The sequence below is a fragment of the Polaromonas sp. P4_H1 genome, assembly GCF_056400945.1.
Genome location: NZ_JBFUKG010000004.1, coordinates 251,114 through 275,166, shown reverse-complemented (window position 1 = coordinate 275,166; position 24,053 = coordinate 251,114). Strand labels below are relative to the sequence as shown.

Here is a 24,053-nt window from a genome sequence, read left to right as displayed (position 1 = left end):
AAAAGGCTCTGAAGGGTGATTGATCCAGGCCAAATGACCCTCCCGCGCTTCAATTTTATAATCGGGAGATGTCAGTCTGGGCCCTGGGGCTAAACCATACCACCGCACCGCTCGATTTGCGCGGGCGATTCGCCTATGCCCTGGACCAAATCGAGCCCACGCTGCGCGGCTTGCGCGAATCGCTGGCCCGCCAGCCCGAGGCCACCTTGCTCTCGACCTGCAACCGGACCGAGATTTATTGCGCGGGCGACCACAACGATCTGGAACACACGCTGGAGTGGCTGGCGCACAACGGCGGCGTCTCGCCTGCCCTGCTGCGTTCGCACGCCTACACACTGCAGGACGACCAGGCAGCCCGCCACGCTTTCCGCGTCGCCAGTGGGCTCGACTCCATGGTGCTCGGCGAGCCGCAGATTCTGGGCCAGCTGAAAGACGCGGTGCGTGCCGCGGAGGACGCGGGCGCCATGGGCAGCACACTGCACCAGCTGTTCCAGCGCTCCTTCGCCGTCGCCAAGGAAGTACGCACCAGCACGGAGATTGGCGCGCACAGCATCAGCATGGCGGCCGCCAGCGTGCGGCTGGCCGGCCAGCTGTTTGAAAACCTGGGCGACATCAAGGTGCTGTTCGTCGGCGCCGGTGAAATGATCGACCTGGCAGCCACCCACTTTGCCGCCAAAAACCCCAGGTCTATGGCGATTGCCAACCGCACGCTGGAGCGCGGCGAAAAGCTCGCCAGCCGCTTCGGTGCCGAAGTCATGCGCCTGGCCGATCTGCCCAGCCGCCTGCACGAGTTTGACGCGGTGATCAGCTGCACGGCAAGCACCCTGCCCATCATTGGCCTGGGCGCCGTGGAACGTGCGGTCAAGCTGCGCAAACACCGCCCCATGTTCATGGTCGACCTGGCCGTGCCGCGCGACATCGAACCCGAGGTCAAGGCCCTGCCCGACATCTACCTTTACACCGTGGACGACCTGGCGCACGTCGTCCAGACTGGCAAGGACAACCGCCAGGCCGCCGTGGCCCAGGCCGAGGTCATCATTGATGCCGGCGTGCAGAACTTCATGCACTGGCTGGGCCAGCGCCGCACGGTGCCCTTGATCCAGCAGCTCAATGCGCAAACCGACGAGTGGCGCGCCGCGGAAATTGCCCGGGCCAAAAAACTGCTGGCCAAGGGCGAGCCTATGGATGCCGTGCTGGATGCGCTGACGCGCGGCCTCACACAGAAAATGCTGCACGGCGCCCTGGCCGAATTGCACGCGGGTGACGCCGCCAGCCGCGAGGTCACGGCGAACACGGTGTCCAGGCTGTTTTTGCGCGGGCAACTGCCCAAAGAACACAAAGAGCGTTAGCGCCGGCCTTCCGCGCCGCCGCAGCCGCCAGAACGGCTGCTTTCCTGCCGGCGGCTTCGCCGGTGTGCTCTCCCTGATTTTTTCGCCACTCCGGCCTTCGACTCGATGAAACCCTTTCTCCGCCAAACCCTGGACCGTCAGCTGCTGCGCCTGCATGAACTGGACTCCCTGCTGTCCGCCAGCGACGTCGTGAGCGATCTGGACCGTTTTCGCGCCCTGACCCGGGAGCATGCCGAAGCCAGCGTGGTGGCCGAGCAATACACCCGGCTCACCAGCCGCGAGGCCGACCTGGTCAGTGCCGAGGGCATGCTGGCGGAAGCCAAAGACGACCCCGAAATGGCCGCCATGGCCGAAGAGGAAATCGCTGCCGCCAAGCTGGATGTCGCCCGGCTCGATGAAGCCCTGCAGCTCATGCTGATTCCCAAAGACCCGGACGACGCGCGGGCGGCCTTTATTGAAATCCGCGCCGGCACGGGCGGTGACGAGTCGGCGCTGTTCGCCGGCGACCTCTTTCGCATGTACACGCGCTTCGCGGAACGCAACCGCTGGCAGGTCGAGATCATCAGCGAATCATCCAGCGAACTGGGCGGCTACAAGGAGGTGGTGTTGCGCGTGGACGGACCCACCGATGCCACGGGCGTGGGCGTGTACGGCAAGCTGCGCTTTGAGTCGGGCGGGCACCGTGTGCAGCGCGTGCCGGCCACCGAGACCCAGGGCCGAATCCACACCAGCGCCTGCACCGTGGCAGTAATGCCGGAGCCCGATGAGGCCGTGGCCATCCAGATCAACCCGGCCGACCTGCGCATTGACACCTACCGCGCCAGCGGCGCCGGCGGCCAGCACATCAACAAGACCGACTCGGCGGTGCGCATCACGCACATCCCGACCGGCATCGTCGCCGAATGCCAGGAGGGCCGCAGCCAGCACAGCAACAAGGCCCAGGCGCTCAAGGTGCTGACCGCCCGCATCCATGAAAAAGACCGCGCCGAGCGCGCCGCCAAGGACGCGGCGCTGCGCAAGGGCCTGGTCGGTACGGGCGACCGCAGCGACCGCATCCGCACTTACAACTTCCCGCAGGGCCGCCTGACCGACCACCGCATCAATCTGACGCTGTACAAGCTGCTGGCCATCATGGAAGGCGATTTGGGCGATGTCATCACGGCGCTGCAGGTGGCGCGCGGCGCCGAACAGCTGGCCGAGCTGGAAACCGCCAACAACGGCTTTTAAGCGGTTGATCGCCGCTCCTCACGCGTCAAATCAGCCTCTAACCCCATCTTTATGAGAACAAGCAGCTATTTCTCTTATAGCAAATGCAAGGCTGTCCGATGAACCATCCACAACGCCAGCCCACCTGCGCCCAAGCCCTGGGTGCCGCCCAGGCACTCGGGCTGGATCGGCTGGACGCCCAGTTGCTGCTGCTGCACGCGCTGGGCAAGCCCGCCACCGACCGGGCCTGGCTGCTGGCGCATGACACCGATGAGTTGACGGAAGGGGTCGCCGGGCGCTTGCGGGCATTCAGCCTGCGCCGGGCCAGCGGTGAGCCCCTGGCCTATATCGTCGGCAGCAAGGAGTTTTTTGGCCTGGACCTGCAGGTCGACGCCCGGGTGCTGGTGCCCCGCCCCGACACCGAAACGCTGGTGCATTGGTCGCTGGAGGTGCTGCAGGCGCCGACCATGCCGGCACGGCCGCAAATTCTTGACCTGGGCACCGGCAGCGGAGCCATTGCGCTGGCCATCGCGCACAGCCTGCAAGCGGCCGGCCGGGAGGCCCGGGTGGTTGCCGTGGACGCGAGTGCCGACGCGCTGGCCGTGGCCCGTGCAAACGCCCGACGCCTCCAGCTGGAGCTCGATTTCCGGGAGAGCGACTGGCTGACAGAAGTTAGTGGACACTTTCACCTGATCGCCAGCAATCCGCCTTATATCGCCAGCGCCGACCCGCACCTGGTGGCATTGGCGCATGAGCCTTTTCCGGCGCTGGCAGCGGGTACAGACGGGCTGGAAGATATCCGGAAAATTGTGACGCAGACGCCGGGACACCTGGAGCCCGGCGGCTGGCTCCTGCTGGAGCACGGCTATGACCAGGCCGCTGCGGTACGCGGTCTCCTCGCGGAGCAGGGCTTTTCGCAGGTCCAGAGCCGGCCGGACCTGGCCGGCATCGCGCGCTGCTCGGGCGGCCAATGGCCAGGCTAAGTATCCCGCGCGGAGGCCGTAAGGTCCGGACGGGCGGGTAGCGCCCAGCACCCGGTTTCAAACAGCGGGATAATCAGGTTCTTCAGACCGTTGAATTCTGATTCCCGGATTCCATATATTAAAGAACGGCCCGGCGGAAAACGTCTGTTTTTCGACCCTGCACGGGCCCTTAGCGCCCATTCCAAAGGATTTCACCATGAGCACCAGCGACACCACCCAGCAACGCATTGACCAGATCGTCAAATCCAGCGACGTCGTCCTGTTTATGAAAGGCACGGCCCAGTTCCCGATGTGCGGCTTTTCAGGCCGCGCCATCCAGGTGCTGAAAGCCTGCGGGGTGAACAAACCTGTGACGGTCAACGTGCTGGAAGACGAGGAAATCCGTCACGGCATCAAGGAATACAGCAACTGGCCCACCATTCCCCAGCTGTATGTGAAGGGCGAGTTCATTGGCGGTTCGGACATCATGATGGAGATGTACCAGAACGGCGAACTCCAGCAGGTACTGGGCACGACTGCCGCCTGAGACCTTTCAACGCCGTCCGGGGGTAGCCTCAATAGCGTCACATAGCGCCCACGGCGCGCCCGGTTAGCGCGTGTAGCCTTCGCAGGCGCCCGCGTTCACAGCCCCCTTGCATTCACGCTTCAGCCGGGCCACGCGCTGGCTGACCGTCTCTTCGGATCCGGGCATGAACTTGACCTTGCTGCCCCGGGTTGGGGTTTTGGCTGCTTTTTTGCCGGATTTGGCTTTTTCAGGCCTATTTCCGGTTTGTGCAGGCTCTGCAGGCTGGGCGTGCGCCGTGCCCTGCATCAGCGCGGCGACGACCAGGACGGCCTGTGCCGGCCAGATAACGGACTTCTTCATTTCCTCTCCCTCTCTTCCTCTTCCAAACCTTTTTGATCTTCTTGATCTTCTTGATGCGGTTCTACGCCGCTTGCGGCTCTAAAGCTTATTGCAGCCTGGGGTCACCAGGGTTTTCATTATCAGGCGGGGCGTCCGCCGGCAACCTGAACCCCTCGCTGGCCCAAGCGCCCAAATCGATGTTTTTGCAGCGCTCGCTGCAAAAGGGCCGGAAGGGATTGCTCGGTGCATAGATGCTTTGACCGCCGCAGCCGGGGCATACCACCCGCTTGACGGGTATCGGGTCTTCATTCATGGCTGACATGACCTCAAACGGTTCTGCAAAAATCAACCGGTCAGGAGCAAAGCGTCAACTCAAACGTCGAATCATCTGTGCTCGCGTGCAGCCGGTCATCGCTCTCGTGGCGCATCAGGCGTACCGACACAATCAGGCGATTGCCGCTGATTTCGGGAATCAGCCCCTTTGCAGGGTCAATGCGCAGGCGCAGCAGCTGGAAGGTGCGTCCCTGCGGCAGCGTCTGCTGGTATTGCCCCCCCGGCGCCACCACTTTTTGCGGTGCACCCGAGTCGCGCAAAAGCGTCAGCAGCACGCGTATGGATTCAGCCAGCGGTACGAGTGGCGCCACCCAGCGCTGCAAATCGCGCTGGCGCGTGGCGGAAGCCAGATGCTGCCATGCATAGTAGGCCGGCAAATCAAACTCGCAGGTTCCGCCCGGAATACCGACACGGCTGCGTATGCTCATGAGCCAGTCGTTTTCGGTCAACGAATGCCCAGCCTTGCCCGGAAGGTTGTTCAGGGCAGCAAAACAGCCCTCAAGCTGCCCCGTCACTTCATCGAGCACCGCCTCGGAAATGGCCGGATTGCCGCGGTAACCATTCAGCACATGTTTCTGCTTTTCGAGGTCCTTGAGCACATCGGTTTTCAAATCCGCCCGGGCACCCACATCCATGATTTCGAATATGGTCGTGATGGCATAGTGATGATCCGTCGGGCTCTCCCGCTCCACCAGTTCACCCAGGCGGCGGAACAGGTGCTCCAGGCGCAAATAGGTGCGTATGCGTTCGTTAAAAGGATACTCGTAAAGAATCACAGCGCTATTTTCGTCAACTTCATTGGGGATGCTAGTCTGCGCATCATAGCCCGAAGCGGCTCGCCAGCTGCCTGACCTGCAAGCCAAGGGCTTCAAGGGACAGGCTGTCGTTGTATAGACAGATGTCGGCTGCCGCGAGCCGCTGCGCGCGGCTGGCCTGGCCAGCGATAATCTTTTCAACGACATCACGCGTCCAGCCGCTGCGGCCCATTTCTCGGGCCACGACCCGGGCTATCTGGGTGGCTTCGCTGCAGTCCACCACCAGAACCCGGTCCAGCTGCTGCCGCCAGCGCCCCGACTCGACCAGCAAGGGAATGTCAAAGACGATGCATGAACTGCCTGCCCGCACCGCGTGTTCGTACTGCCGCAAGGTTTCCTGACTCACCAAGGGGTGAATGATGGCTTCCAGCTGCTGCTTGACTGTCGGGTCGTTGAAGGCAAGCTGGCGCATCCGGTCACGGTCCATGGCCCCGTCGGCTGTGATGGCCGCACTTCCAAACCGATGGCGGATTTCATGGATCGCAGCGCCCCCGGGCGCCGTCACCTGACGGGCGATGGCGTCTGCGTCGACCAGCGTCGCGCCCCTGGCCACCAACAGACGGCCTACCGTACTCTTGCCGCTGCCTATGCCGCCAGTCAGTCCGATGCGCTGGGCTGCGAAGGGCATGGCATCACAAGCCCACAAACTGCAAAATCGATTGAGGCCCGAACACCATGGCGGTAAATCCCGCACCTGCCAGGAAAGGACCAAATGGCACGTAACCGCCCTCGCGCAGTCCACTGGAAAACTTCAGCGCAATACCGATGACGGCGCCAATAACGGAGGCCATCAGGATCATCGGGATCAGTGCCTGCCAGCCAAACCAGGCGCCCAGTGCCGCAAACAATTTGAAATCTCCGTAACCCATGCCTTCTTTTCCGGTCACCAGCTTGAACGCCCAGTACACCAGCCACAGGGAGAGATAGCCGGCGACCGCACCCCACAGGGCGGAGTACAGATTGACGGCCGGATTCCACTGCAGCGCCGCCACGATCAGTCCGGCCCACAGCAAGGGGAAGGTGATGTCGTCCGGCAGCAAGGTCGTGTCCCAGTCAATCAGCGCCAGCACCAGGAGCGCCGCCGAGAATCCGCACCAGACCAGCGCAGCCAGCGACCAGCCCCAACGCCATGCGCAAAAGAAGAACAGGGCGCCGGTCACCGCCTCCACGATGGGATAGCGCACGCCGTAGGGCGTCCCGCACACCGCGCACTTCCCCCTGAGGAACAGGTAGCTCGCCACCGGGATGTTCTCATACCAGCGTATGACATGGCCGCAGTTGGAGCAACGCGATCGCGGTGCCAGCAAATTGAATTTCTCTCCGGGCTCCACTGGGTTTCCGGCCAGGTCGGCACATTCCTGCGCCCATTGCCGCTCCATCATTTTGGGCAGGCGATAGATTACGACGTTCAGGAAGCTGCCAATGAGCAGGCCAAAAAAACCGGCCAGCAGGGCATCGATCTCCGGCCCTAAACCCAGTCCCGATCCCGTCGTCATTAAACGACTTGGCCCAGCTTGAAAATGGGCAGGTACATGGAGACCACAATACCGCCAATCAGCGTGCCCAGAAACACGATGATGATGGGCTCCATCAGGCTGGACAGGCCGGCCACCATTTCATCAACTTCCGCCTCATAAAAATCGGCGGCCTTGCCCAGCATGTGGTCGACCGAGCCGGACTCCTCGCCAATGGCGCACATCTGCAGCACCATGGTGGGAAACAGGTTGGCATTGCCCATGGCAGCCGTCAGGCTGGTACCTGTCGAAACCTCCTGCTGGATTTTTTCGGTGGCATCGGCATAGAGGGAATTACCCGATGCGCCCCCCACGGAATCCAGGGCCTCCACCAGCGGCACACCGGCCGCAAACATGGTCGAGAGGGTACGGGTCCAGCGGGCAATGCAGGACTTTTCAATGAGGGGCCCAAACACAGGCACCTTGAGCAGGAGCCGGTCCATGAACTTCTGCATTTTTTCATTGCGCTTCCAGGCCTGCATGAAAAAATACAAGGAACCGCCGATACCGCCAAAAATCAACCACCAGTAAGCCACAAAGAATTCACTGACGGCAATCACGAACAGCGTGGGTGCCGGCAAATCCGCCCCGAACGAGGTAAACACTTCCTTGAAGGCCGGGATCACGAAAATCATGATCACCGCCACCACCACAAAAGCCACCACGACCACCGAGATGGGGTACATCAGGGCGGACTTGATTTTTGACTTGATGGCCTCGGTCTTTTCCATGTAGACCGCCAGGCGGTCCAGCAAGGACTCCAGAATACCGGCGGCTTCACCCGCCTCGACAAGATTGCAATACAGGGCGTTGAAATACAGCGGGTATTTGCGAAACGCAGCGCTCAGCGAGGTACCGGTTTCCACATCAGTGCGAACATCGTTGAGCAGTTTGGTCACGCTGCCGTTGGGGTTGCCGCGACCCACGATGTCAAATGACTGCAAAAGGGGCACGCCGGCCTTCATCATCGTGGCGAGCTGGCGGGTAAAGATGGCAATATCCTTGGGCTTGATGGCCTTGCCCGAGCGCATGCTGCGTTTCTTGATTTTGGTGGGCAACACACCCTGCCGGCGCAAGGAAGACTTGACCTGGTTCTCGCCAGAGGCACGGATCTCGCCACGGACCGGTTTACCCCCCCGGTCCTTGCCCTCCCACTCGAAAACAAATTCCTTGACGCCTTTGGATACTGCAGTTGCCATGATGTTTTCTCGTTGTATGGACGGCCTCAGGCCATCCCGTCGCCACAGTCACTCACCAGTGTGTTCAACTTTGCACGCCCATTAAACATTGGTGCAACCCAAAACCTCTTCCAGGGAGGTCGTGCCGAGTTTAACTTTAGACAGACCGGATTGGCGCAAACTCCTGACCCCCTCAGCCTCTGCCTGCGCCGCAATCTCGAGGGCGCTGCCGTCGCGCAACACTATCCGCTGAATCTCTTCGGAAATAGGCATGACCTGGTAGATGCCGACGCGCCCCTTGTAACCGTTTGTGCACATGGAGCAACCCACCGGGCGATAAGGTGTCCAGGAGCCATCGACTTCCTCCTCCTTGAATCCTGCCTCCAGCAGCGTTTCGCGCGGAATATCGGCAGGCGCCTTGCAGCTGACGCACAGGCGCCGCGCCAGCCGCTGCGCCGTGATCAGGATCACGCTGGATGCAATATTGAACGGCGCAATTCCCATGTTGCGCATGCGTGTCAAGGTAGTGGGCGCGTCATTGGTGTGCAGCGTTGACATCACCATGTGGCCGGTCTGGGCCGCCTTGATCGCAATGTCGGCCGTTTCGATGTCGCGGATCTCACCCACCATGATGATGTCGGGATCCTGGCGCAAAAAGGCCTTGAGCGCGACTGAAAAAGTCATGCCCGCCTTGTCATTCATGCTGACCTGGTTAACGCCCGGCAAGGTGATCTCGGCGGGGTCTTCAGCGGTGGCAATGTTGACGCCCGGCTTGTTCAGGATATTCAGACAGGTGTAGAGCGACACCGTCTTGCCTGAGCCGGTAGGGCCAGTCACCAGCACCATGCCATAAGGCCGCTGTATGGCCGCCAGCAAACGCTCCTTCTCGACCGGCTCGTAGCCCAGGGCGTCAATGCCCAGTTTGGCACTGCTCGGGTCCAGGATACGGATCACGACTTTTTCGCCGTACATGGTGGGCAAGGTGCTGACCCGAAAATCGATCACGCGATCCGGGCCGATTTTGAGCTTCATCTTGCCGTCCTGCGGCACCCGCTTTTCCGAGATGTCCAGCTTGGAGATCACCTTGATACGTGCCGCAAGTTTTTCCTTGATGGCCACGGGTGGCGACGCGATTTCGCGCAATTCGCCGTCTATTCGGAAACGGACACGGTAGGTGTGCTCGAACGGCTCAAAGTGCAAATCAGAAGCCCGCATGCTGAAGGCATCGAGCAGCATCTTCTGGAGGAATTTGACGACCGGTGCATCCTCGACTTCCGAGACGCTGGCATCGTTGTCCTCAGCGGCTCCCGAATCCACCGTGGATTCATCGAATTCGAAATCATCGCCAATGATGCTTTCCATGGCCTCGGCAGCCGTGGTACTCGACGTCTCCACCAGTTTGGACAGCTTGTCGTACTCGGCGATCACCCAGTCCACACCCATCTGGGTGGAAAACTTAATCTTTTCCGCCGCTTCCTGGTCGGAGGGATCTGCCGTTGCGACGATCAGGCGGTTATTGCGCTTGCTCAGCACGACAATGCGGTAAGTCGTGCAAATCTTGGTGTCGAGCAGGCCCTTGGGCAGGCGCAGAACGTCGATGGCCTCCAGATCCAGCAAGGGCGCAGCGAACGAGGTAGACATGATGTGCGCCAGATCAATGGCGGACACTGCCCCCGAACCGGTCAGCTCGGCAATGAAACTGGTACGCCCGCTTTGGGCCTTGCGAAAGATGTCTTCAGCGGCCTTCTGGCCCAGCTTGCCTGCCACCACCAATGCCCGGCCCAATCCGGGCAATGCCAAGGCGGGGGGTTCATTGATAGCGGTATCGACAGCGGCCATGAATCTTTGAAATTAGCCCAAATGGGTATCATCGTCGATAGATAACACGGTGTAAATCGAAAACGCCCCCGCCCCGCCCCCAAGCGTCGGAACTGTGCGGAGAAACGCACACTCTATGTATGCATACTCTATAAAAACAGAAAAGAATCTGGTCGGGGTGAGAGGATTCGAACCTCCGGCCTCTACGTCCCGAACGTAGCGCTCTACCAGGCTAAGCTACACCCCGCCTTGACAACCCTCAGGAACGCCTCTGCAACAGTTGCGATGCCAGTTGCCCCAAGGCACTACTGTAAGGGTTTTGGGGCAATGCTTGCAAGGTATCCAGCGCACGCTGGGCCTCCGCGGCGGCCGCGTCCCGTGTTGCCTGCAGGGCTCCCGTCTGTTGCACGATGGCAATGATTTGCGGCATCTGGTCCGTTCCGCCTGTTTCAATGGCCCGGCGAATCACGGCACGCTCAAGTTCAGTGCATCGCTGCATCGCAATGATGAGCGGCAACGTCGTCTTGCCTTCGCGCAGGTCGTCCCCCAGGTTTTTTCCCATTTCCGACACGTCGCCGTCATAGTCCAGCACATCGTCAATCACCTGGAAGGCGGTGCCCAATGCCTGGCCATAATCCGCGCAGCTTTGCTCCACCGCCAGCGAAGACTGCGCCAGCAACGCCGCCAGACGAGCGCTGGCCTCGAACAACTTGGCCGTCTTGGAACGGATGACCCGCAGGTAACCGTCCTCCGACAGCGTCGCGTCATGCATGTTCATGAGTTGCAGCACCTCGCCCTCGGCAATCACATTGGTGGCCTCCGCGAGCGTCTGCATGATGCGCATGTCGCCGGCCTCCACCATCATCTGAAAGGCGCGTGAATATAAAAAATCCCCCACGAGCACGCTTGCAGGATTGCCGAAGGCCTCGTTGGCCGTGGCACGGCCGCGACGCAATGTGGACTCATCCACCACGTCATCGTGCAGCAAGGTGGCGGTATGAATGAACTCCACCACCGCAGCCAGGTTGTAGCGCTGATCGCCGCGATAGCCCAGGGCGCCGCACATCAGAAGCAGCAAGGCGGGCCGCAGGCGCTTGCCGCCGGCCGCCACGATATATTGAGACACTTGGCTGACCAGCGGCACGTCCGACTCCAGCCGGCGCTCGATCACCGCGTCCATTCCACGCATGTCGTCGGCAATCAGGGCAAGGGCGGCGGCGGTGCTTGAGGAATTGGCAGACAAAAGGCGGTCCAGACGTTAAGTTTGGGCAGATTATAGAAAGCACCCCATCCGCAGCACCCGGCGCGCCCTGGAGAATGCCTTAAAACCGTCCGCCTGGCCATTTTTGGCCGGCCGTGCTAGAATATCGGGCTCTGTGGAAATTCGTCCACAGAACTCAATTTACGAGGTCTCACATGTACGCGGTCATAAAAACCGGTGGCAAACAATACAAGGTTGCTGCTGGAGAAAAAATTAAAGTAGAACAGATTGCTGCGGACGTAGGCCAAGAGATCGTTATTGACCAGGTATTGGCTGTCGGAGAAGGCAGTGCAATCAAGGTTGGTACGCCCTTGGTGTCCGGCGCGACTGTCACAGTCACAGTGCTGTCTCATGGCAGGCACGACAAAGTGCGCATTTTCAAAATGCGCCGTCGCAAGCACTACCAGAAACGCCAGGGTCACCGGCAAAACTTCACCGAACTGCAAATCGGCGCCATCGTCGGTTAAGCAGGGAAGTACCAGGAGTAACGAAAAATGGCACAGAAAAAAGGCGGCGGCTCTACGCGAAACGGGCGCGATTCGCAGCCCAAAATGCTGGGCGTCAAGAAATTTGGCGGCGAAGTGATCAATGCAGGCAGCATCATCGTGCGCCAGCGTGGCACCAAGTTCCACCCAGGCGTCAATGTCGGCATCGGCAAGGACCATACCCTGTTTGCGCTTGTTGACGGTGCGGTATCGTTTTCCGTCAAGGGTGCACTGAACAAGCACACTGTGAATGTGACCCCGGCCTGAGCTGATCACTTCGATAAGTCACTTCGACTGAAGCGAAGCCCCGACCTGTCGGGGCTTTTTTGTTTGTAAACTACCTTTCAGCTTCTCCAGTCTTCCGCCCTACCCGAGCACCCGCACATCATGAAATTTGTTGACGAAGCCTTTATTGACATTGCCGCTGGCGATGGCGGGAGCGGCTGCGTTTCCTTCCGCCACGAGAAATACAAGGAATTCGGCGGCCCGAACGGCGGTGATGGCGGTCGCGGCGGCCATGTGTACGCGGTCGCAGATGTCAACCTGAACACGCTGGTGGACTTCCGGTTTTCGCGTCGCCATGAAGCCCGCAATGGCGAGCACGGCATGGGCTCCGACATGTTCGGCGCCAAGGGGGACGACATCATCCTCAAAATGCCCGTGGGGACCATCCTGACCGATGCCGAGACCGGTGAAGTGCTTTACGAACTGCTGGTGCCGGGTGAGCAGGTGTTGATCGCCAAGGGCGGCGATGGCGGTTTCGGCAACCTGCGGTTCAAAAGCTCTACCAACCGCGCGCCACGCAGCAAGACGCCCGGCTGGCCCGGGGAGCGCAAAAGCCTGAAGCTCGAACTGAAGGTACTGGCCGACGTCGGCCTGCTCGGCATGCCCAATGCGGGCAAGTCGACCTTTATTTCGGCCGTCTCCAACGCCAGACCGCGCATTGCCGACTACCCTTTCACCACCCTGCACCCCAACCTGGGTGTGGTGCGCGTCGGCCCCGAACAAAGCTTTGTGGTGGCCGACCTGCCCGGCCTGATCGAGGGCGCCTCCGAAGGTGCGGGGCTGGGACACCTGTTTTTGCGCCACCTGCAACGCACACGCCTGCTGCTGCACATCGTCGATCTGGCGCCTTTTGACGAAGGCGTGGACCCGGTCGCCCAGGCCAAAGCCATTGTGGGTGAGCTGAAAAAATACGACGAAGCGCTGTATGAAAAGCCGCGCTGGCTGGTGCTTAACAAGCTCGACATGGTGGACGCCGACAAGCGCGCCGCGGTCGTGAAGGATTTCGTCAAGCGCTTCAAGTTCAAGGGTCCGGTGTTCGAGATCTCGGCACTGACGCGCGAAGGCTGCGAGCACCTCGTCAAGACGATTTACCAGCACGTCCAGGGTGTGCAAAAAAGTGAGCAGGCCGTGGAAGAGGTCGATCCGCGCTTTGCCGAACTGCCGCCCGAGCCACCCCAGCCGCCCGTTTCCAGCTGATCCGCGTGCAATTGCCTGGCGGCAGTTGCTTATAAATCACAGCTGTTTGCGCCCACCTTCCTTGGGTTAAAACCTCAAAACGTACTCAACATGCAAGATAAAACAGGCTCTCCTGTTCTACGCAACGCCAGACGCATTGTGGTCAAGGTGGGCTCCAGCCTGGTAACCAACGAGGGCCGTGGACTCGATGCGGATGCCATCGGCCTGTGGTGCGAACAGCTGGCAGCACTGGTCAAGGATGGACGCGAAGTCATCATGGTGAGCAGCGGCGCCATTGCCGAAGGCATGAAGCGGCTGGGCTGGACCGCCCGGCCCAAAGCCATCCACGAGTTGCAGGCCGCCGCCGCGGTAGGCCAGATGGGGCTGGCCCAAGTGTATGAGAGCAAGTTGCGGGAGAACGGCATCGGTAGCGCGCAGGTCCTGCTCACGCATGCTGACCTGGCCGATCGCGAACGCTACCTCAACGCGCGCTCCACCCTGCTGGCCCTGCTGCAGCTCGGCGTGGTGCCGGTCATCAATGAGAACGACACCGTCGTCAACGACGAGATCAAGTTTGGCGACAACGACACCCTCGGTGCGCTGGTGGCCAACCTCGTCGAAGCCGACGCACTGGTTATCCTGACCGACCAAAAGGGACTCTACACCGCCGATCCGCGAAAGGACCCGACCGCCCGGTTTGTGCACGAAGCAAAAGCCGGTGATGCCGCGCTGGAAGCCATGGCGGGTGGCGCGGGCTCGAGCATTGGCAAGGGCGGCATGATCACGAAAATCCTGGCGGCCAAACGCGCGGCAGGTTCAGGCGCTTCAACCGTCATTGCCTGGGGCCGCGAGCCGCAGGCCCTGATCCGGCTGACACAAGGCGAGGCCATCGGTACGCTGCTGGTGGCGCAGACCCAGAAGATGCAGGCCCGCAAGCAATGGATGGCCGATCACCTGCAAATGCGCGGCTCGGTCACCGTGGATGCGGGTGCTGTCGGCAAGGTGCGCGACGAAGGCAAGAGCCTGCTGCCGATTGGCATGACAAGGGTGGACGGTGATTTTTCCCGTGGCGACGTGATTGCCATCAGGGATACCGAAGGCGCAGAAATTGCGCGGGGCCTGGCCAACTATTCGAGTTCGGAGGCGCGGCTGATTTGCCGCAAGGCGTCGTCGGAATTCGAAAAGCTTCTGGGCTACACCGGCGAGCCTGAAATGGTCCACCGGACCAACCTCGTGCTCACGCGGTAGCTACCCGAGGCAGAGCGCGCCAGCATCGAAAGGTGCCCCGAAGCAACCAGTCCTCCCCCCATGCGACCGGGCGACGCCCTCGCACGACAGGGTACGGTGCGCTATTCCGATATCCTGAAATTCGGATTTTTCAGCCGGCTTATCAGGACGGGAACTGACGGTGCCGGTGCCGCGTTATCGCATGCGCCGGCCTTGGCGAACCGCAAGACATGCTTGGACGGCATGTTGCCAAACATGGAGCGCCACTCCGCATTGGCCACCGGGTTCCAGCGGCCATCTGGCGAGTAACGGGCATAGGTCTTGTATTCACCGGTAGCGCAGCGTATGCCTTCGTACATCACATTGCGCGCACCACTGGCGCTGGTCGCCACCATCACATAGCGTACGAGGCCGTCGCTGTTGGAAATGCGGATGGTAGCGGGATCGACTCCATAAACCAGCGATGAGTTGGGTGACACATCGAAAGTGACCAGCTTGCCGGCATCAAATGCCGGAGGCGGCGGAGCGTCCGATTCCTTCCAGTCCGGATCGTCCGTAGCGCTCTGGGCCCAGGCCGCGCAGGTGATGCCCAACGCAATTGCTATACAAGAAAGACGGACCACAAAGGCCGGTTTGAATGTCATGTTTTGGTCGTCGAAGGATCCGCGCCCAGGCTGGTCTGCGGATCAGGTTCAAAGGTGGCACCGGGGGGCAACTCGAACGAGGCACCCAATCTGGCCGTGTAGCTGTATGTCAGGCTATTGGCCGGACGGGGGCTGGTTTCACCGGCCTGGCCCGCCATCTGATCGCGCAGGTGAACTCCCCCGCGCAGATAGCGGTTGCGATGGTCGGGACGTGAATCGGGCCGTGGGTCGGACCGGGGGTCACAACGCGGAACAAAGCGCGCCAACTCGGTCAGCGCCATCTCGTACACGCCACGTTTGAACTCCACCACCACATCGAGTGGCACCCAGTAGTCGTTCCAGCGCCAGGCGTCAAACTCGGGATGGTCTGTCGCGCGCAGGTTCAGGTTCCAGTCGTAACCGACCAGCTGCAGCAGGAACCAGATCTGTTTCTGGCCTTTGTAATGTCCGCGCGCATCGCGGCGGATAAACCGGTCAGGCACCTCATAGCGCAACCAATCTCGGGTACGGGCCAGCACGTGAACGTGCTGCGGCAACAGTCCCACCTCTTCATGCAACTCGCGGTACATGGCCTGTTCGGGATTTTCGCCCCGATCAATGCCACCCTGCGGAAACTGCCACGAGTGGGTACGGATACGTTTGCCCCAAAATACCTGACTTCTCTGGTTGAGCAAGATGATGCCGACGTTAGGCCTAAAGCCATCCCGGTCAAGCATAATCAAACCTCAAATTTTTTAAACTGAGTCCATTATGCACAGCGAAGGCGCCAGCGCCAAGCGCACGGCCGGGCTCCAGCCCCCTTCCAACGCAGAATTCCAGAAAAATAGCCCATGAAAGCCTCCCAGTTCTTCATTTCCACCCTCAAGGAAGCTCCTGCGGATGCGGAGATCGTCAGCCATCAGCTCATGGTGCGTGCCGGCATGATCAAAAAGCTCGGCGCCGGCATTTACAACTACATGCCCATGGGTTTACGTGTCATCCGCAAGGTCGAGGCGATTGTTCGTGAGGAAATGAACCGCGCTGGTGCCGTGGAAATGGCAATGCCAGTGATTCAGCCGGCCGAGTTCTGGCAGGAGACCGGCCGGTTTGAAAAAATGGGCCCCGAACTGCTGCGCATCAAGGACCGCCACGGCCGCGATTTTGTGGTGCAACCGACCAGCGAGGAAGTCATCACCGACGTGATGCGCCAGGACATCAAGAGCTACAAGCAGCTGCCGAAGAACCTGTACCAGATCCAGACCAAATTCCGCGACGAGCGCCGTCCGCGTTTTGGCCTGATGCGCGGGCGGGAATTCATCATGAAAGACGCCTACAGCTTTGACCGCGACCAGGCTACGGCCAAGGCCAGCTACCAGGTCATGGCTCAGGCCTACCGGCGGATTTTTGACCGCTTTGGCCTCACCTACCGCGCGGTGGCTGCCGACAGCGGCGCGATTGGCGGCGATTTGAGCGAAGAGTTCCAGGTGATTGCCACCACTGGCGAAGACGCCATCGTCTACTGCCCCGGCAGCGACTATGCGGCCAACATGGAAAAGGCCGAAGCCCTGGCGCCCCAGGGCGCGCGCAAGACCGCCTCCCGCGCCATGACCAAGACCCCCACGCCGGACAAAGCGACCTGCGCCGACGTAGCCCAGTTGCTGGGCATCCCGCTGGAAACGACCGTCAAGTCCCTGGTGCTGGCCACCGACCAGACCGATGAAACCGGCAAAATCATCAAGACACAGATCTGGCTGCTGTTGTTGCGCGGCGACCATGACATGAATGAAGTCAAGGTCGGCAAGGTACCCGGCCTGGCGGGATTCCGCTTTGCCACCTTGCCTGAAATCGAGGAGCACTTTGGCTCCAAGCCCGGCTACCTGGGCCCCCTGAATCTCCAAAAACCGGTGAAGCTGGTCGTCGACCGTGAGGTGGCGGCCTTGAGCGACTGGGTTTGCGGCGCCAATGAAATTGATTTTCACATCACCGGCGTGAACTGGGGACGTGATCTTCCTGAACCCGACCTGGTGGCCGACCTGCGCAACGTGGTCGCGGGCGACACCTCGCCCGACGGCAAGGGCGTGCTGGCGATTGAACGCGGCATCGAGGTGGGCCACGTGTTCTACCTCGGCACCAAATACAGCCAGGCCATGAACGCCACCTTCCTGGACGAAAACGGCAAGCCCCAATTCCTGGAGATGGGCTGCTACGGCATCGGCATCACACGCCTGCCTGCTGCGGCCATCGAGCAAAACCACGACGAGCGCGGCATTATCTGGCCCGACGCGATTGCGCCCTTCACGGTGGTGCTCTGCCCCATCAGCCCGGACCGCTTCGCCGACGTGAAAGCCGCTGCCGACAAGCTCTATGGCGAACTCCTCGCCGCCGGCGTGGACGTGATTCTCGATGACCGCGGCGAGCGCCCCGGCGCGATGTTTGCCGACTGGGAACTGATCGGCGTGCCCCACCGCGTCACCATTGGCGACCGCGGCCTTCAATCCGGCCAGGTTGAATACCAGCACCGCCGTGATGCCACCTCCAGCAAGGTCGATGCAGCCACGGCGCTGGACTTCCTCAAGGGAAAACTGGCCCTGTGACAGCGCCCGGCATCGCGTCTGCGACGTCCCTCCGGCAACTTTCAAGAAGAAAGTGCCTACAGTCCCTGTCTGCCGCGTGTATTCCGCTATTATTTTCAGAGCAAGCGGACGCCGGCGCCCAGATTGAAGAGCCTTTGATGGACTCGGTCCGCTCGGCCCTGAGCTCGGCCGTTGCCAACCATGCGCCTCCGGTGCCGGAGTTCAGGGACACCGAAAGCCGGCTGGCCTACCTGCGCTGGCTGGGCGCCATGAGCGAGCGCCTCAAAAAGAAAAAACCGGAGTGGCAAGTCCGCAAGGAATTCCTGCAAACCGTCTGGTATGAGAGCAAACGCGCCGGACTGGACGTTACGCTGGTGCTCGGCCTGATCCAGGTCGAAAGCAACTTCCGCAAGTTCGCCGTGAGCAATGTGGGTGCGCGCGGTTACATGCAGGTGATGCCATTCTGGACACGCGTGATTGGAGACGGCGACCCTTCCAAGCTCTTTCACATGCAGACCAATTTGCGCTTCGGCTGCGTCATTCTTCGCCATTACCTGGACCGCGAACGCGGCGACCTGTTCATGGGCCTGGGCCGCTACAACGGATCGCGCGGCAAGGCGCCCTATCCGAATGCGGTGATGGGTGCGAGCAAACAGTGGGAATTCAGCGGCTGAAACCGTCTCCACGCACAAACAAGCCAGAACCCCAATGAATTCTGGATTTACAGCTATCAATTAAATAGCAAACCCGAGTTGAGCTGCCGCTCAGCGCGTCGCGCCCGAAAAGCCGCGCTCTTCGGCAAACCAGGCCAGCACCGGTACCGTGCCCGGCAACACCGGCTGCACGGTGACCGGCAATGACTGCCAGGCAAACGACTGCCCCTCATGCATGTGCAGTTCACCCGTCCACTCAAACACCTTGCAGAAGTTGAGCCGTACCAGCGCATGGGGGTAGTCCACCATTTCAACCTTCCACGGATGCACGGCGCCGATGGTGATCCCGATCTCTTCCTGCAGCTCGCGCCGCAGCGCCTGCTCGACACTCTCGCCCTGCTCCAGCTTGCCGCCGGGAAACTCCCAGTAGCCTTCATAGACTTTGCCAGGCGGGCGCGAGGTCAGCAGGAAATCGCCATTGGGCCGGATCAGCACGCCGACCGCAACGTCAACAATCTTTCGGTCCACACCGCCCTCGCGCGGTCGCTCACCGTCGGCGACCAGCATGCTCATGTGGAGTGGTCTGGCGCCTGGTCGGACGGTGCAACGGCAGAAGCACTGGCCCGCTCGTACGGCAGGATGACCTTCACAGCCACAGACGTTGCGGCACCATCCCGGCCCGCAAAGTCGCGCGCGAACTGGTAGGCGACACGGCCGCTGCGCGAGCCACGCTCCAGCGCCCACACCAGGGAGGCCGGCTTCGCTGCGGCAATCGGGTCCTGGCCCACGCCGAACGACGAGAGCCACTGCGCGACGATGGTCAGGTATTCCTCCTGGCTGAAGGGGTAAAAGCTCACCCACAAGCCGAACCGTTCCGAGAGCGAAATCTTTTCCTCCACCACCTCGCCGGGGTGAACCTCGCCATCCTCGCTGTGCGTGTAGGTGAGGTTTTCCGTCATGTACTCGGGCAGCAGATGGCGCCGGTTGCTGGTGGCGTAGATCAGCACATTGGGCGTGGCCGCTGCGACCGAACCATCCAGAATCGATTTGAGCGCCTTGTAACCTGGCTCGCCCTCCTCAAAGCTGAGGTCGTCACAAAACACAATGAATTTCTCGGGCAATTCGGACACCACGTCCACAATGTCCGGCAGGTCGGTCAGGTCGGCCTTGTCGACTTCAATCAGCCGCAGGCCGCGTGACGAATATTCATTCAGGCAGGCCTTGATCAGCGACGACTTGCCGGTGCCCCGTGCGCCCGTCAACAGCACATTGTTGGCCGGTTTACCGTTGACGAACTGCTCGGTGTTGCGCCGGATTTTTTCCTTCTGGTCCTCGATCTCCTTCAGGTCGGCCAGGCGCATGGCGCCCAGGTGCCTGACGGGCTCGAGCGAGCCGTGGCCCGACCTGCGCTTGCGGTAGCGGTAAGCGACTGACGCCTGCCAGTCGGGCGCCTGCAGCGGTTGCGGCAAGACCGATTCAATGCGCGTGACCAGGGACTCCACCCGCGCCATCAGGCGCTCAAATTGCTCGTTCATGCTCTTTAGCCCCGGTTGCTTCAGCTGCGGTAATCAGCGTTGATCTTGACGTAATCGTAGGAGAGGTCGCAAGTCCAGACGGTATCCTGGGCCGCACCACGGCCCAGCACCACGCGCACCGTGATCTCGCTTTGCTTCATCACGCGCTGGCCATCCGCTTCCACATAGCCCACGTGCCGGCCACCGTTTTTGGCCACCAGCACATCATCCAGGTACAAGTCGATTTGGGTCTGGTCCAGGTCGTCAATGCCGGCATAGCCCACAGCAGCCAGAATACGGCCCAGATTGGGATCGCTGGCAAAAAATGCCGTCTTGACCAACGGTGAATGGGCGATGGCGTAGGCCACCTTGCGGCACTCTTCACCAGTTTTTCCGCCCTCGACCTGCACCGTGATGAATTTGGTGGCGCCCTCGCCGTCCCGCACGATGGCCTGCGCCAGTTTTTTGGCGATGTCCAGCATCGCCGCACGCAGGGCGTGGCCGTCTGCGCTGTCCAGCGAGGTGATGGGGGCGTGGGTCGCCTGGTTGGTGGCCACAACCACAAAGGAGTCGTTGGTTGATGTGTCGCCATCCACCGTGACGCGGTTGAACGAGCCCTCGGCGAGTTCGCGGGCCAACTGGCCCATCAAGGTTTGCGACACGCAGGCGCTGGTTGCCATGAAGCCCAGCATGGTCGCCATATTGGGCCGGATCATGCCGGCGCCCTTGCTGATGCCGGTGATGGTGACTTCTGCGCCGCCGATCACGAGCCTGGTGGAGAATGCCTTGGCCACCGTATCGGTGGTCATGATGGCCTCCGCCGCATTCGCCCAGTTGTCGGCTTTGGCATCCGCCAGCGCGGCGGGCAGGCCAGCGGCAATGCGGTCGTGCGGCAGCGGCTCCATGATCACGCCGGTTGAAAACGGCAGGATTTGCTCGGGAGCCAGATTGAGTTCGCGGGCCAGTGCAATACAGCTGGCCAGCGCGCGGTTCAGTCCGTCCTCGCCGGTGCCGGCGTTGGCATTGCCGGTGTTGATCAGCATGGCGCGGATACCCAGGCTTTGGCCCGCGTTCTTTGCGAGGTGCTCCCGGCAGATCTGCACGGGCGCCGCACAAAACCTGTTTTGCGTGAAGACGGCGCCTACCGAGGCCCCCTCATCCAGCAGCAGCACGGCCAGATCCTTGCGGTTGGCCTTGCGTATGCCTGCTTCGGTGATGCCCCAGCGCACACCAGGCACAGGGTAAAGGTCCGCCGCGGGTGTAGCCAGCAGATTGACGGGCATGTTCGTGACTCCAGAAAACTAGTCGTTCGACCCAGAGGGACTCAATTCAGCCGGCCGTGGCACAGCTTGTATTTTTTTCCCGAACCGCAGGGGCACGGATCATTGCGCCCCACACGCGGCACGGCGATGCCGGAGGCCAGTGGCACGCGCCGCTGCGTGTCTTCGTCCACCCGGGTTTCCGCTTCACCGGTTTCGGTGGGAGCCGTATAGGTGACGTTGGAGATGCTTTCTGCCCGGTTTTCCATTTCCTCGGCGGCCTGCTCGAGCTGCTCGCCCGACTGGATCTTGACCGTCATCAGCACCTTGGTGACTTCGTTCTTCACGCTGTCAAGCAACTGGCCAAACAGCTCAAACGCTTCGCGCTTGTATTCCTGCTTCGGCTGCTTTTGCGCATAGCCGCGCAAATGGATGCCCTGGCGCAGATAGTCCAGCGCGCTCAGGTGTTCACGCCAATGGGTGTCTATGCTTTGCAGCAACACAATGCGCTCGAACTGCGTGAAGTTTTCCTGGCCGATTTTCTCGACCTTGTCGGCAAACGCGACATTGGCCGCAGCAATAACCTTTTCCAGGATGTCTTCGTCGGTGATGGCGGTTGCGCTCTCCAGCTCGCCGGCCAGCGGCAGGCTGATCTGCCACTCATCGAGCAGCACCTTTTCGAGGCCGGCAATGTCCCACTGCTCCTCGACGCTTTCAGCCGGCACGTACTGCCGCGCCAAATCCGTGAAGCAGCCTTCACGCAGGGACTCGATCTGACCTTGCAGGCTGCCCGCGTCCATGATGTCATTGCGCTGCTGGTAAATCACCTTGCGCTGGTCATTGGCCACATCGTCATATTCAAGCAGCTGCTTGCGGATGTCGAAGTTGCGCGCTTCAACCTTGCGCTGTGCTGATTCGATGCTGCGCGTCACGATGCCGGCTTCGATGGCCTCGCCATCGGGCATTTTGAGCCGCTCCATGATGGCCTTCACGCGATCGCCCGCGAAAATGCGCATCAGCGGATCATCCAGGCTCAGGTAAAACCGCGAGGAACCCGGGTCACCCTGCCGGCCCGAACGGCCGCGCAACTGGTTGTCGATGCGGCGTGACTCGTGACGTTCGGTCGCGATGATGCGCAAGCCGCCCAGCGCCTTGACCTGCTCATGCTCTTCTGTCCACCGGGCACGCAGGCGGGCAATTTCGGCCTCCTTCGCAGCGGTGTCCATCGACTCGTCGGCTTCAACCGCTTCAATCAGCTTTTCAAGGTTACCCCCCAGCACGATGTCGGTACCGCGACCGGCCATGTTGGTGGCAATGGTGATCATCTTCAGGCGACCGGCCTGCGCCACGATATCGGCTTCCCGGGCGTGCTGCTTGGCGTTGAGCACCTGGTGCGGCAGTTTTTCCTTTTCCAGCAACTGGTCAATGATTTCGGAGTTCTCGATGGAGGTCGTACCCACCAGCACCGGCTGGCCGCGCTCATAGCACTCGCGAATATCCTTGATGCCGGCTTCGTATTTCTCGCGTGTGGTTTTGTACACGCGATCAAGCTGGTCATCGCGCCGGCTGACCCGGTTGGGTGGAATGACCGTCGTCTCCAGTCCGTAAATCTCCTGGAACTCGTAGGCTTCGGTATCGGCGGTACCGGTCATGCCGGCCAGCTTGCCGTAGAGGCGGAAATAGTTCTGGAACGTGATGGAAGCCAGCGTCTGGTTTTCCGCCTGGATCTGCACACCTTCCTTGGCTTCAACGGCCTGGTGCAGGCCATCGCTCCAGCGGCGGCCCGACATCAGGCGGCCGGTGAACTCGTCAACGATCACGACCTCACCGTCCTGCACCACATAGTGCTGGTCACGGTGGTACAGCAAATTGGCGCGCAGGGCGGCGTACAAATGGTGCATCAACGAAATGTTGGCCGGATCGTAGAGCGTGGCGCTTTCGGCAATCAGGCCCAGGTTGAACAGGATGCGCTCGGCGCTCTCGTGGCCCTGCTCGGTCAAAAACACCTGGCGTGTTTTCTCGTCGATGGTGAAGTCGCCGGGCTTGGTCACGCCCTCGCCGGTGCGGGGGTCGGCCTCGCCTTCCTGGCGCGTGAGCAACGGTACGACCCTGTTCATCGCGAGGTACATCTCGGTGTGGTCTTCGGCCTGGCCGCTGATGATGAGGGGTGTACGCGCCTCGTCAATCAGGATCGAGTCCACCTCGTCAACGATGGCGTAGTTCAGGCCGCGCTGCACGCGGTCCCCGACCTCGTACACCATGTTGTCGCGCAGGTAGTCAAAACCGTACTCGTTGTTGGTCCCGTAGGTGATGTCGGCGTTGTAGGCGGCCTGCTTTTCCTCGCGCGACATGTTGGGCAGGTTGATGCCGACCGTCATCCCGAGAAAGTTATAGAGCTTGCCCATCCAGCGGGCGTCCCGGCTGGCCAGGTAATCATTGACCGTCACCACATGGACGCCCTTGCCGGTCAATGCATTGAGGTAGACCGGCAGCGTCGCGGTCAGGGTCTTGCCCTCACCCGTGCGCATTTCCGAAATCTTGCCGTTGTGCAGTGCCATGCCACCCAGCATCTGCACGTCAAAGTGGCGCATCTTCATGACGCGCTTGCTGCCTTCGCGTACAACGGCAAAGGCTTCCGGAAGAATGGCATCCAGCGCCTCGCCAGCCGCCACGCGACTCCTGAATTCCTCGGTCTTGACACGCAACTCGTCGTCGCTCAGCTTCTCGTACTGGGTCTCCAGTGCATTGATGTGGTCTACGGTTTTGCGGTAGGTTTTGAGCAGCCTGTCGTTGCGGCTGCCGAAAATTTGGGTCAGGATGTTGGAAGCCATAAATGCGAGGCCGCCTTGACACTCCCGTGAGCGGGCAAGGCGGCCAAAATCCCTTAGTGAATACGGAACTTAGGTGTGGGCGCGACCAGTTAGTTCAACTGTGCGCAAAGCGCTGATTTTAGCGCC

At 61.1% G+C, this 24,053-nt stretch carries 24 protein-coding genes and 1 tRNA gene; 10 read left to right on the top strand and 15 right to left on the bottom strand.

The genetic code is table 11. The features are described from left to right. Window positions 1–68: 68 nt before the first annotated feature. From hemA to grxD, 4 genes are all read left to right on the top strand, one after another. Entirely contained in the window at window positions 69–1,349 is a 1,281-nt protein-coding gene (hemA, locus tag AC1DS5_RS08205; RefSeq protein WP_477717752.1) for a glutamyl-tRNA reductase, read from the top strand. A gap of 105 nt (window positions 1,350–1,454) precedes the next feature. Next, window positions 1,455–2,576, top strand: a complete 1,122-nt coding sequence (gene prfA / locus AC1DS5_RS08200; protein ID WP_477717751.1) for a peptide chain release factor 1 — start codon at window positions 1,455–1,457, stop codon at window positions 2,574–2,576. A gap of 98 nt (window positions 2,577–2,674) precedes the next feature. Then, on the top strand, window positions 2,675–3,538 hold the full coding sequence (prmC, locus tag AC1DS5_RS08195; RefSeq protein WP_477717750.1) for a peptide chain release factor N(5)-glutamine methyltransferase: 864 nt from the start codon (window positions 2,675–2,677) through the stop codon (window positions 3,536–3,538). A gap of 196 nt (window positions 3,539–3,734) precedes the next feature. Next, a complete protein-coding gene (gene grxD, locus AC1DS5_RS08190) occupies window positions 3,735–4,064 on the top strand; it encodes a Grx4 family monothiol glutaredoxin (RefSeq protein ID WP_477717749.1) in 330 nt (109 codons plus the stop codon). 63 nt (window positions 4,065–4,127) lie between these two features. Here grxD and AC1DS5_RS08185 read toward each other — a convergent pair whose 3' ends face one another. The 9 genes from AC1DS5_RS08185 to AC1DS5_RS08145 form a co-directional block, all read right to left on the bottom strand. Beyond that, a complete protein-coding gene (locus tag AC1DS5_RS08185) occupies window positions 4,128–4,403 on the bottom strand; it encodes a hypothetical protein (RefSeq protein ID WP_477717748.1) in 276 nt (91 codons plus the stop codon). An 85-nt stretch (window positions 4,404–4,488) separates the two neighbouring features. Beyond that, window positions 4,489–4,695, bottom strand: a complete 207-nt coding sequence (locus AC1DS5_RS08180; protein ID WP_477717747.1) for a DNA gyrase inhibitor YacG — start codon at window positions 4,693–4,695, stop codon at window positions 4,489–4,491. A 40-nt stretch (window positions 4,696–4,735) separates the two neighbouring features. Further along, window positions 4,736–5,491, bottom strand: a complete 756-nt coding sequence (gene zapD, locus AC1DS5_RS08175; protein ID WP_477717746.1) for a cell division protein ZapD — start codon at window positions 5,489–5,491, stop codon at window positions 4,736–4,738. A 43-nt stretch (window positions 5,492–5,534) separates the two neighbouring features. Further along, window positions 5,535–6,158, bottom strand: a complete 624-nt coding sequence (gene coaE / locus AC1DS5_RS08170) for a dephospho-CoA kinase (RefSeq protein WP_477717745.1) — start codon at window positions 6,156–6,158, stop codon at window positions 5,535–5,537. Window positions 6,159–6,162: 4 nt separating this feature from the next. Next, window positions 6,163–7,026, bottom strand: a complete 864-nt coding sequence (locus AC1DS5_RS08165) for a prepilin peptidase (protein ID WP_477717744.1) — start codon at window positions 7,024–7,026, stop codon at window positions 6,163–6,165. Beyond that, entirely contained in the window at window positions 7,026–8,243 is a 1,218-nt protein-coding gene (locus tag AC1DS5_RS08160) for a type II secretion system F family protein (RefSeq protein ID WP_011481800.1), read from the bottom strand. Before AC1DS5_RS08160 ends, AC1DS5_RS08165 begins: the two co-directional genes overlap by 1 nt. 81 nt (window positions 8,244–8,324) lie before the next feature. Next, window positions 8,325–10,061 (bottom strand): type IV-A pilus assembly ATPase PilB, encoded by a 1,737-nt coding sequence (pilB, locus tag AC1DS5_RS08155; protein WP_477717743.1) that lies wholly within the window; start codon window positions 10,059–10,061, stop codon window positions 8,325–8,327. Between the two features lie 149 nt (window positions 10,062–10,210). Next, a tRNA-Pro gene (locus AC1DS5_RS08150) sits at window positions 10,211–10,287 on the bottom strand. Window positions 10,288–10,299: 12 nt separating this feature from the next. After that, window positions 10,300–11,283: a polyprenyl synthetase family protein gene (locus tag AC1DS5_RS08145; RefSeq protein WP_477717742.1), complete on the bottom strand. Its 984-nt coding sequence runs from the start codon at window positions 11,281–11,283 to the stop codon at window positions 10,300–10,302. A 173-nt stretch (window positions 11,284–11,456) separates the two neighbouring features. Here AC1DS5_RS08145 and rplU point away from each other — a divergent pair, with 173 nt between their 5' ends. The 4 genes from rplU to proB all read left to right on the top strand — a co-directional run bounded on the left by rplU (window position 11,457) and on the right by proB (window position 14,495). Continuing rightward, window positions 11,457–11,768, top strand: coding sequence for a 50S ribosomal protein L21 (gene rplU / locus AC1DS5_RS08140; protein WP_011481797.1), 312 nt, complete (start codon window positions 11,457–11,459; stop codon window positions 11,766–11,768). Window positions 11,769–11,795: 27 nt separating this feature from the next. Next, window positions 11,796–12,053: a 50S ribosomal protein L27 gene (gene rpmA, locus AC1DS5_RS08135; RefSeq protein ID WP_011481796.1), complete on the top strand. Its 258-nt coding sequence runs from the start codon at window positions 11,796–11,798 to the stop codon at window positions 12,051–12,053. Between the two features lie 120 nt (window positions 12,054–12,173). Next, on the top strand, window positions 12,174–13,268 hold the full coding sequence (cgtA, locus tag AC1DS5_RS08130) for an Obg family GTPase CgtA (RefSeq protein WP_477717741.1): 1,095 nt from the start codon (window positions 12,174–12,176) through the stop codon (window positions 13,266–13,268). Between the two features lie 90 nt (window positions 13,269–13,358). Beyond that, window positions 13,359–14,495 (top strand): glutamate 5-kinase, encoded by a 1,137-nt coding sequence (gene proB / locus AC1DS5_RS08125; RefSeq protein ID WP_477717740.1) that lies wholly within the window; start codon window positions 13,359–13,361, stop codon window positions 14,493–14,495. 101 nt (window positions 14,496–14,596) lie between these two features. Here proB and AC1DS5_RS08120 read toward each other — a convergent pair whose 3' ends face one another. Both AC1DS5_RS08120 and AC1DS5_RS08115 read right to left on the bottom strand, forming a co-directional pair. Then, entirely contained in the window at window positions 14,597–15,118 is a 522-nt protein-coding gene (locus AC1DS5_RS08120) for a CNP1-like family protein (RefSeq protein WP_477717739.1), read from the bottom strand. Next, on the bottom strand, window positions 15,115–15,834 hold the full coding sequence (locus AC1DS5_RS08115; protein WP_477717738.1) for an RNA pyrophosphohydrolase: 720 nt from the start codon (window positions 15,832–15,834) through the stop codon (window positions 15,115–15,117). The genes AC1DS5_RS08120 and AC1DS5_RS08115 overlap by 4 nt, the downstream gene beginning before the upstream one ends. A gap of 114 nt (window positions 15,835–15,948) precedes the next feature. On the opposite strand from AC1DS5_RS08115, the gene AC1DS5_RS08110 reads away from it, so the two are divergent. Both AC1DS5_RS08110 and AC1DS5_RS08105 read left to right on the top strand, forming a co-directional pair. Beyond that, the gene (locus AC1DS5_RS08110) at window positions 15,949–17,691 is read left to right on the top strand and encodes a proline--tRNA ligase (RefSeq protein ID WP_477717737.1); all 1,743 of its coding nucleotides are present in this window, start codon (window positions 15,949–15,951) and stop codon (window positions 17,689–17,691) included. Continuing rightward, entirely contained in the window at window positions 17,688–18,344 is a 657-nt protein-coding gene (locus tag AC1DS5_RS08105) for a lytic transglycosylase domain-containing protein (protein ID WP_477717736.1), read from the top strand. Before AC1DS5_RS08110 ends, AC1DS5_RS08105 begins: the two co-directional genes overlap by 4 nt. Window positions 18,345–18,434: 90 nt before the next feature. Here AC1DS5_RS08105 and AC1DS5_RS08100 read toward each other — a convergent pair whose 3' ends face one another. Genes AC1DS5_RS08100 through secA form a run of 4 tightly spaced genes read right to left on the bottom strand, consistent with a single transcriptional unit; the run spans window position 18,435 to window position 23,927 of the window. Next, complete coding sequence (locus AC1DS5_RS08100; protein WP_477717735.1) at window positions 18,435–18,896, bottom strand: NUDIX domain-containing protein; 462 nt, start codon at window positions 18,894–18,896, stop codon at window positions 18,435–18,437. Further along, complete coding sequence (locus AC1DS5_RS08095; RefSeq protein WP_477717734.1) at window positions 18,893–19,858, bottom strand: ATP-binding protein; 966 nt, start codon at window positions 19,856–19,858, stop codon at window positions 18,893–18,895. Before AC1DS5_RS08095 ends, AC1DS5_RS08100 begins: the two co-directional genes overlap by 4 nt. A 20-nt stretch (window positions 19,859–19,878) precedes the next feature. Next, window positions 19,879–21,120 (bottom strand): bifunctional glutamate N-acetyltransferase/amino-acid acetyltransferase ArgJ, encoded by a 1,242-nt coding sequence (gene argJ, locus AC1DS5_RS08090; protein ID WP_477717733.1) that lies wholly within the window; start codon window positions 21,118–21,120, stop codon window positions 19,879–19,881. Between the two features lie 41 nt (window positions 21,121–21,161). Next, a complete protein-coding gene (gene secA / locus AC1DS5_RS08085; RefSeq protein ID WP_477717732.1) occupies window positions 21,162–23,927 on the bottom strand; it encodes a preprotein translocase subunit SecA in 2,766 nt (921 codons plus the stop codon). Window positions 23,928–24,053: the final 126 nt, after the last annotated feature.

Coding starts and splice junctions, on each gene's coding strand:
- AC1DS5_RS08100 (WP_477717735.1), bottom strand. CDS start 18,896: ATGAGCATGCTGGTCGCCGACGGTGAGCGACCGCGCGAGGGCGGTGTG.
- secA (WP_477717732.1), bottom strand. CDS start 23,927: ATGGCTTCCAACATCCTGACCCAAATTTTCGGCAGCCGCAACGACAGG.
- AC1DS5_RS08185 (WP_477717748.1), bottom strand. CDS start 4,403: ATGAAGAAGTCCGTTATCTGGCCGGCACAGGCCGTCCTGGTCGTCGCC.
- cgtA (WP_477717741.1), top strand. CDS start 12,174: ATGAAATTTGTTGACGAAGCCTTTATTGACATTGCCGCTGGCGATGGC.
- AC1DS5_RS08165 (WP_477717744.1), bottom strand. CDS start 7,026: ATGACGACGGGATCGGGACTGGGTTTAGGGCCGGAGATCGATGCCCTG.
- argJ (WP_477717733.1), bottom strand. CDS start 21,120: ATGCCCGTCAATCTGCTGGCTACACCCGCGGCGGACCTTTACCCTGTG.
- prfA (WP_477717751.1), top strand. CDS start 1,455: ATGAAACCCTTTCTCCGCCAAACCCTGGACCGTCAGCTGCTGCGCCTG.
- grxD (WP_477717749.1), top strand. CDS start 3,735: ATGAGCACCAGCGACACCACCCAGCAACGCATTGACCAGATCGTCAAA.
- AC1DS5_RS08095 (WP_477717734.1), bottom strand. CDS start 19,858: ATGAACGAGCAATTTGAGCGCCTGATGGCGCGGGTGGAGTCCCTGGTC.
- rpmA (WP_011481796.1), top strand. CDS start 11,796: ATGGCACAGAAAAAAGGCGGCGGCTCTACGCGAAACGGGCGCGATTCG.
- prmC (WP_477717750.1), top strand. CDS start 2,675: ATGAACCATCCACAACGCCAGCCCACCTGCGCCCAAGCCCTGGGTGCC.
- AC1DS5_RS08115 (WP_477717738.1), bottom strand. CDS start 15,834: ATGCTTGACCGGGATGGCTTTAGGCCTAACGTCGGCATCATCTTGCTC.
- hemA (WP_477717752.1), top strand. CDS start 69: ATGTCAGTCTGGGCCCTGGGGCTAAACCATACCACCGCACCGCTCGAT.
- AC1DS5_RS08120 (WP_477717739.1), bottom strand. CDS start 15,118: ATGACATTCAAACCGGCCTTTGTGGTCCGTCTTTCTTGTATAGCAATT.
- AC1DS5_RS08160 (WP_011481800.1), bottom strand. CDS start 8,243: ATGGCAACTGCAGTATCCAAAGGCGTCAAGGAATTTGTTTTCGAGTGG.
- proB (WP_477717740.1), top strand. CDS start 13,359: ATGCAAGATAAAACAGGCTCTCCTGTTCTACGCAACGCCAGACGCATT.
- rplU (WP_011481797.1), top strand. CDS start 11,457: ATGTACGCGGTCATAAAAACCGGTGGCAAACAATACAAGGTTGCTGCT.
- AC1DS5_RS08110 (WP_477717737.1), top strand. CDS start 15,949: ATGAAAGCCTCCCAGTTCTTCATTTCCACCCTCAAGGAAGCTCCTGCG.
- coaE (WP_477717745.1), bottom strand. CDS start 6,158: ATGCCCTTCGCAGCCCAGCGCATCGGACTGACTGGCGGCATAGGCAGC.
- pilB (WP_477717743.1), bottom strand. CDS start 10,061: ATGGCCGCTGTCGATACCGCTATCAATGAACCCCCCGCCTTGGCATTG.
- AC1DS5_RS08180 (WP_477717747.1), bottom strand. CDS start 4,695: ATGAATGAAGACCCGATACCCGTCAAGCGGGTGGTATGCCCCGGCTGC.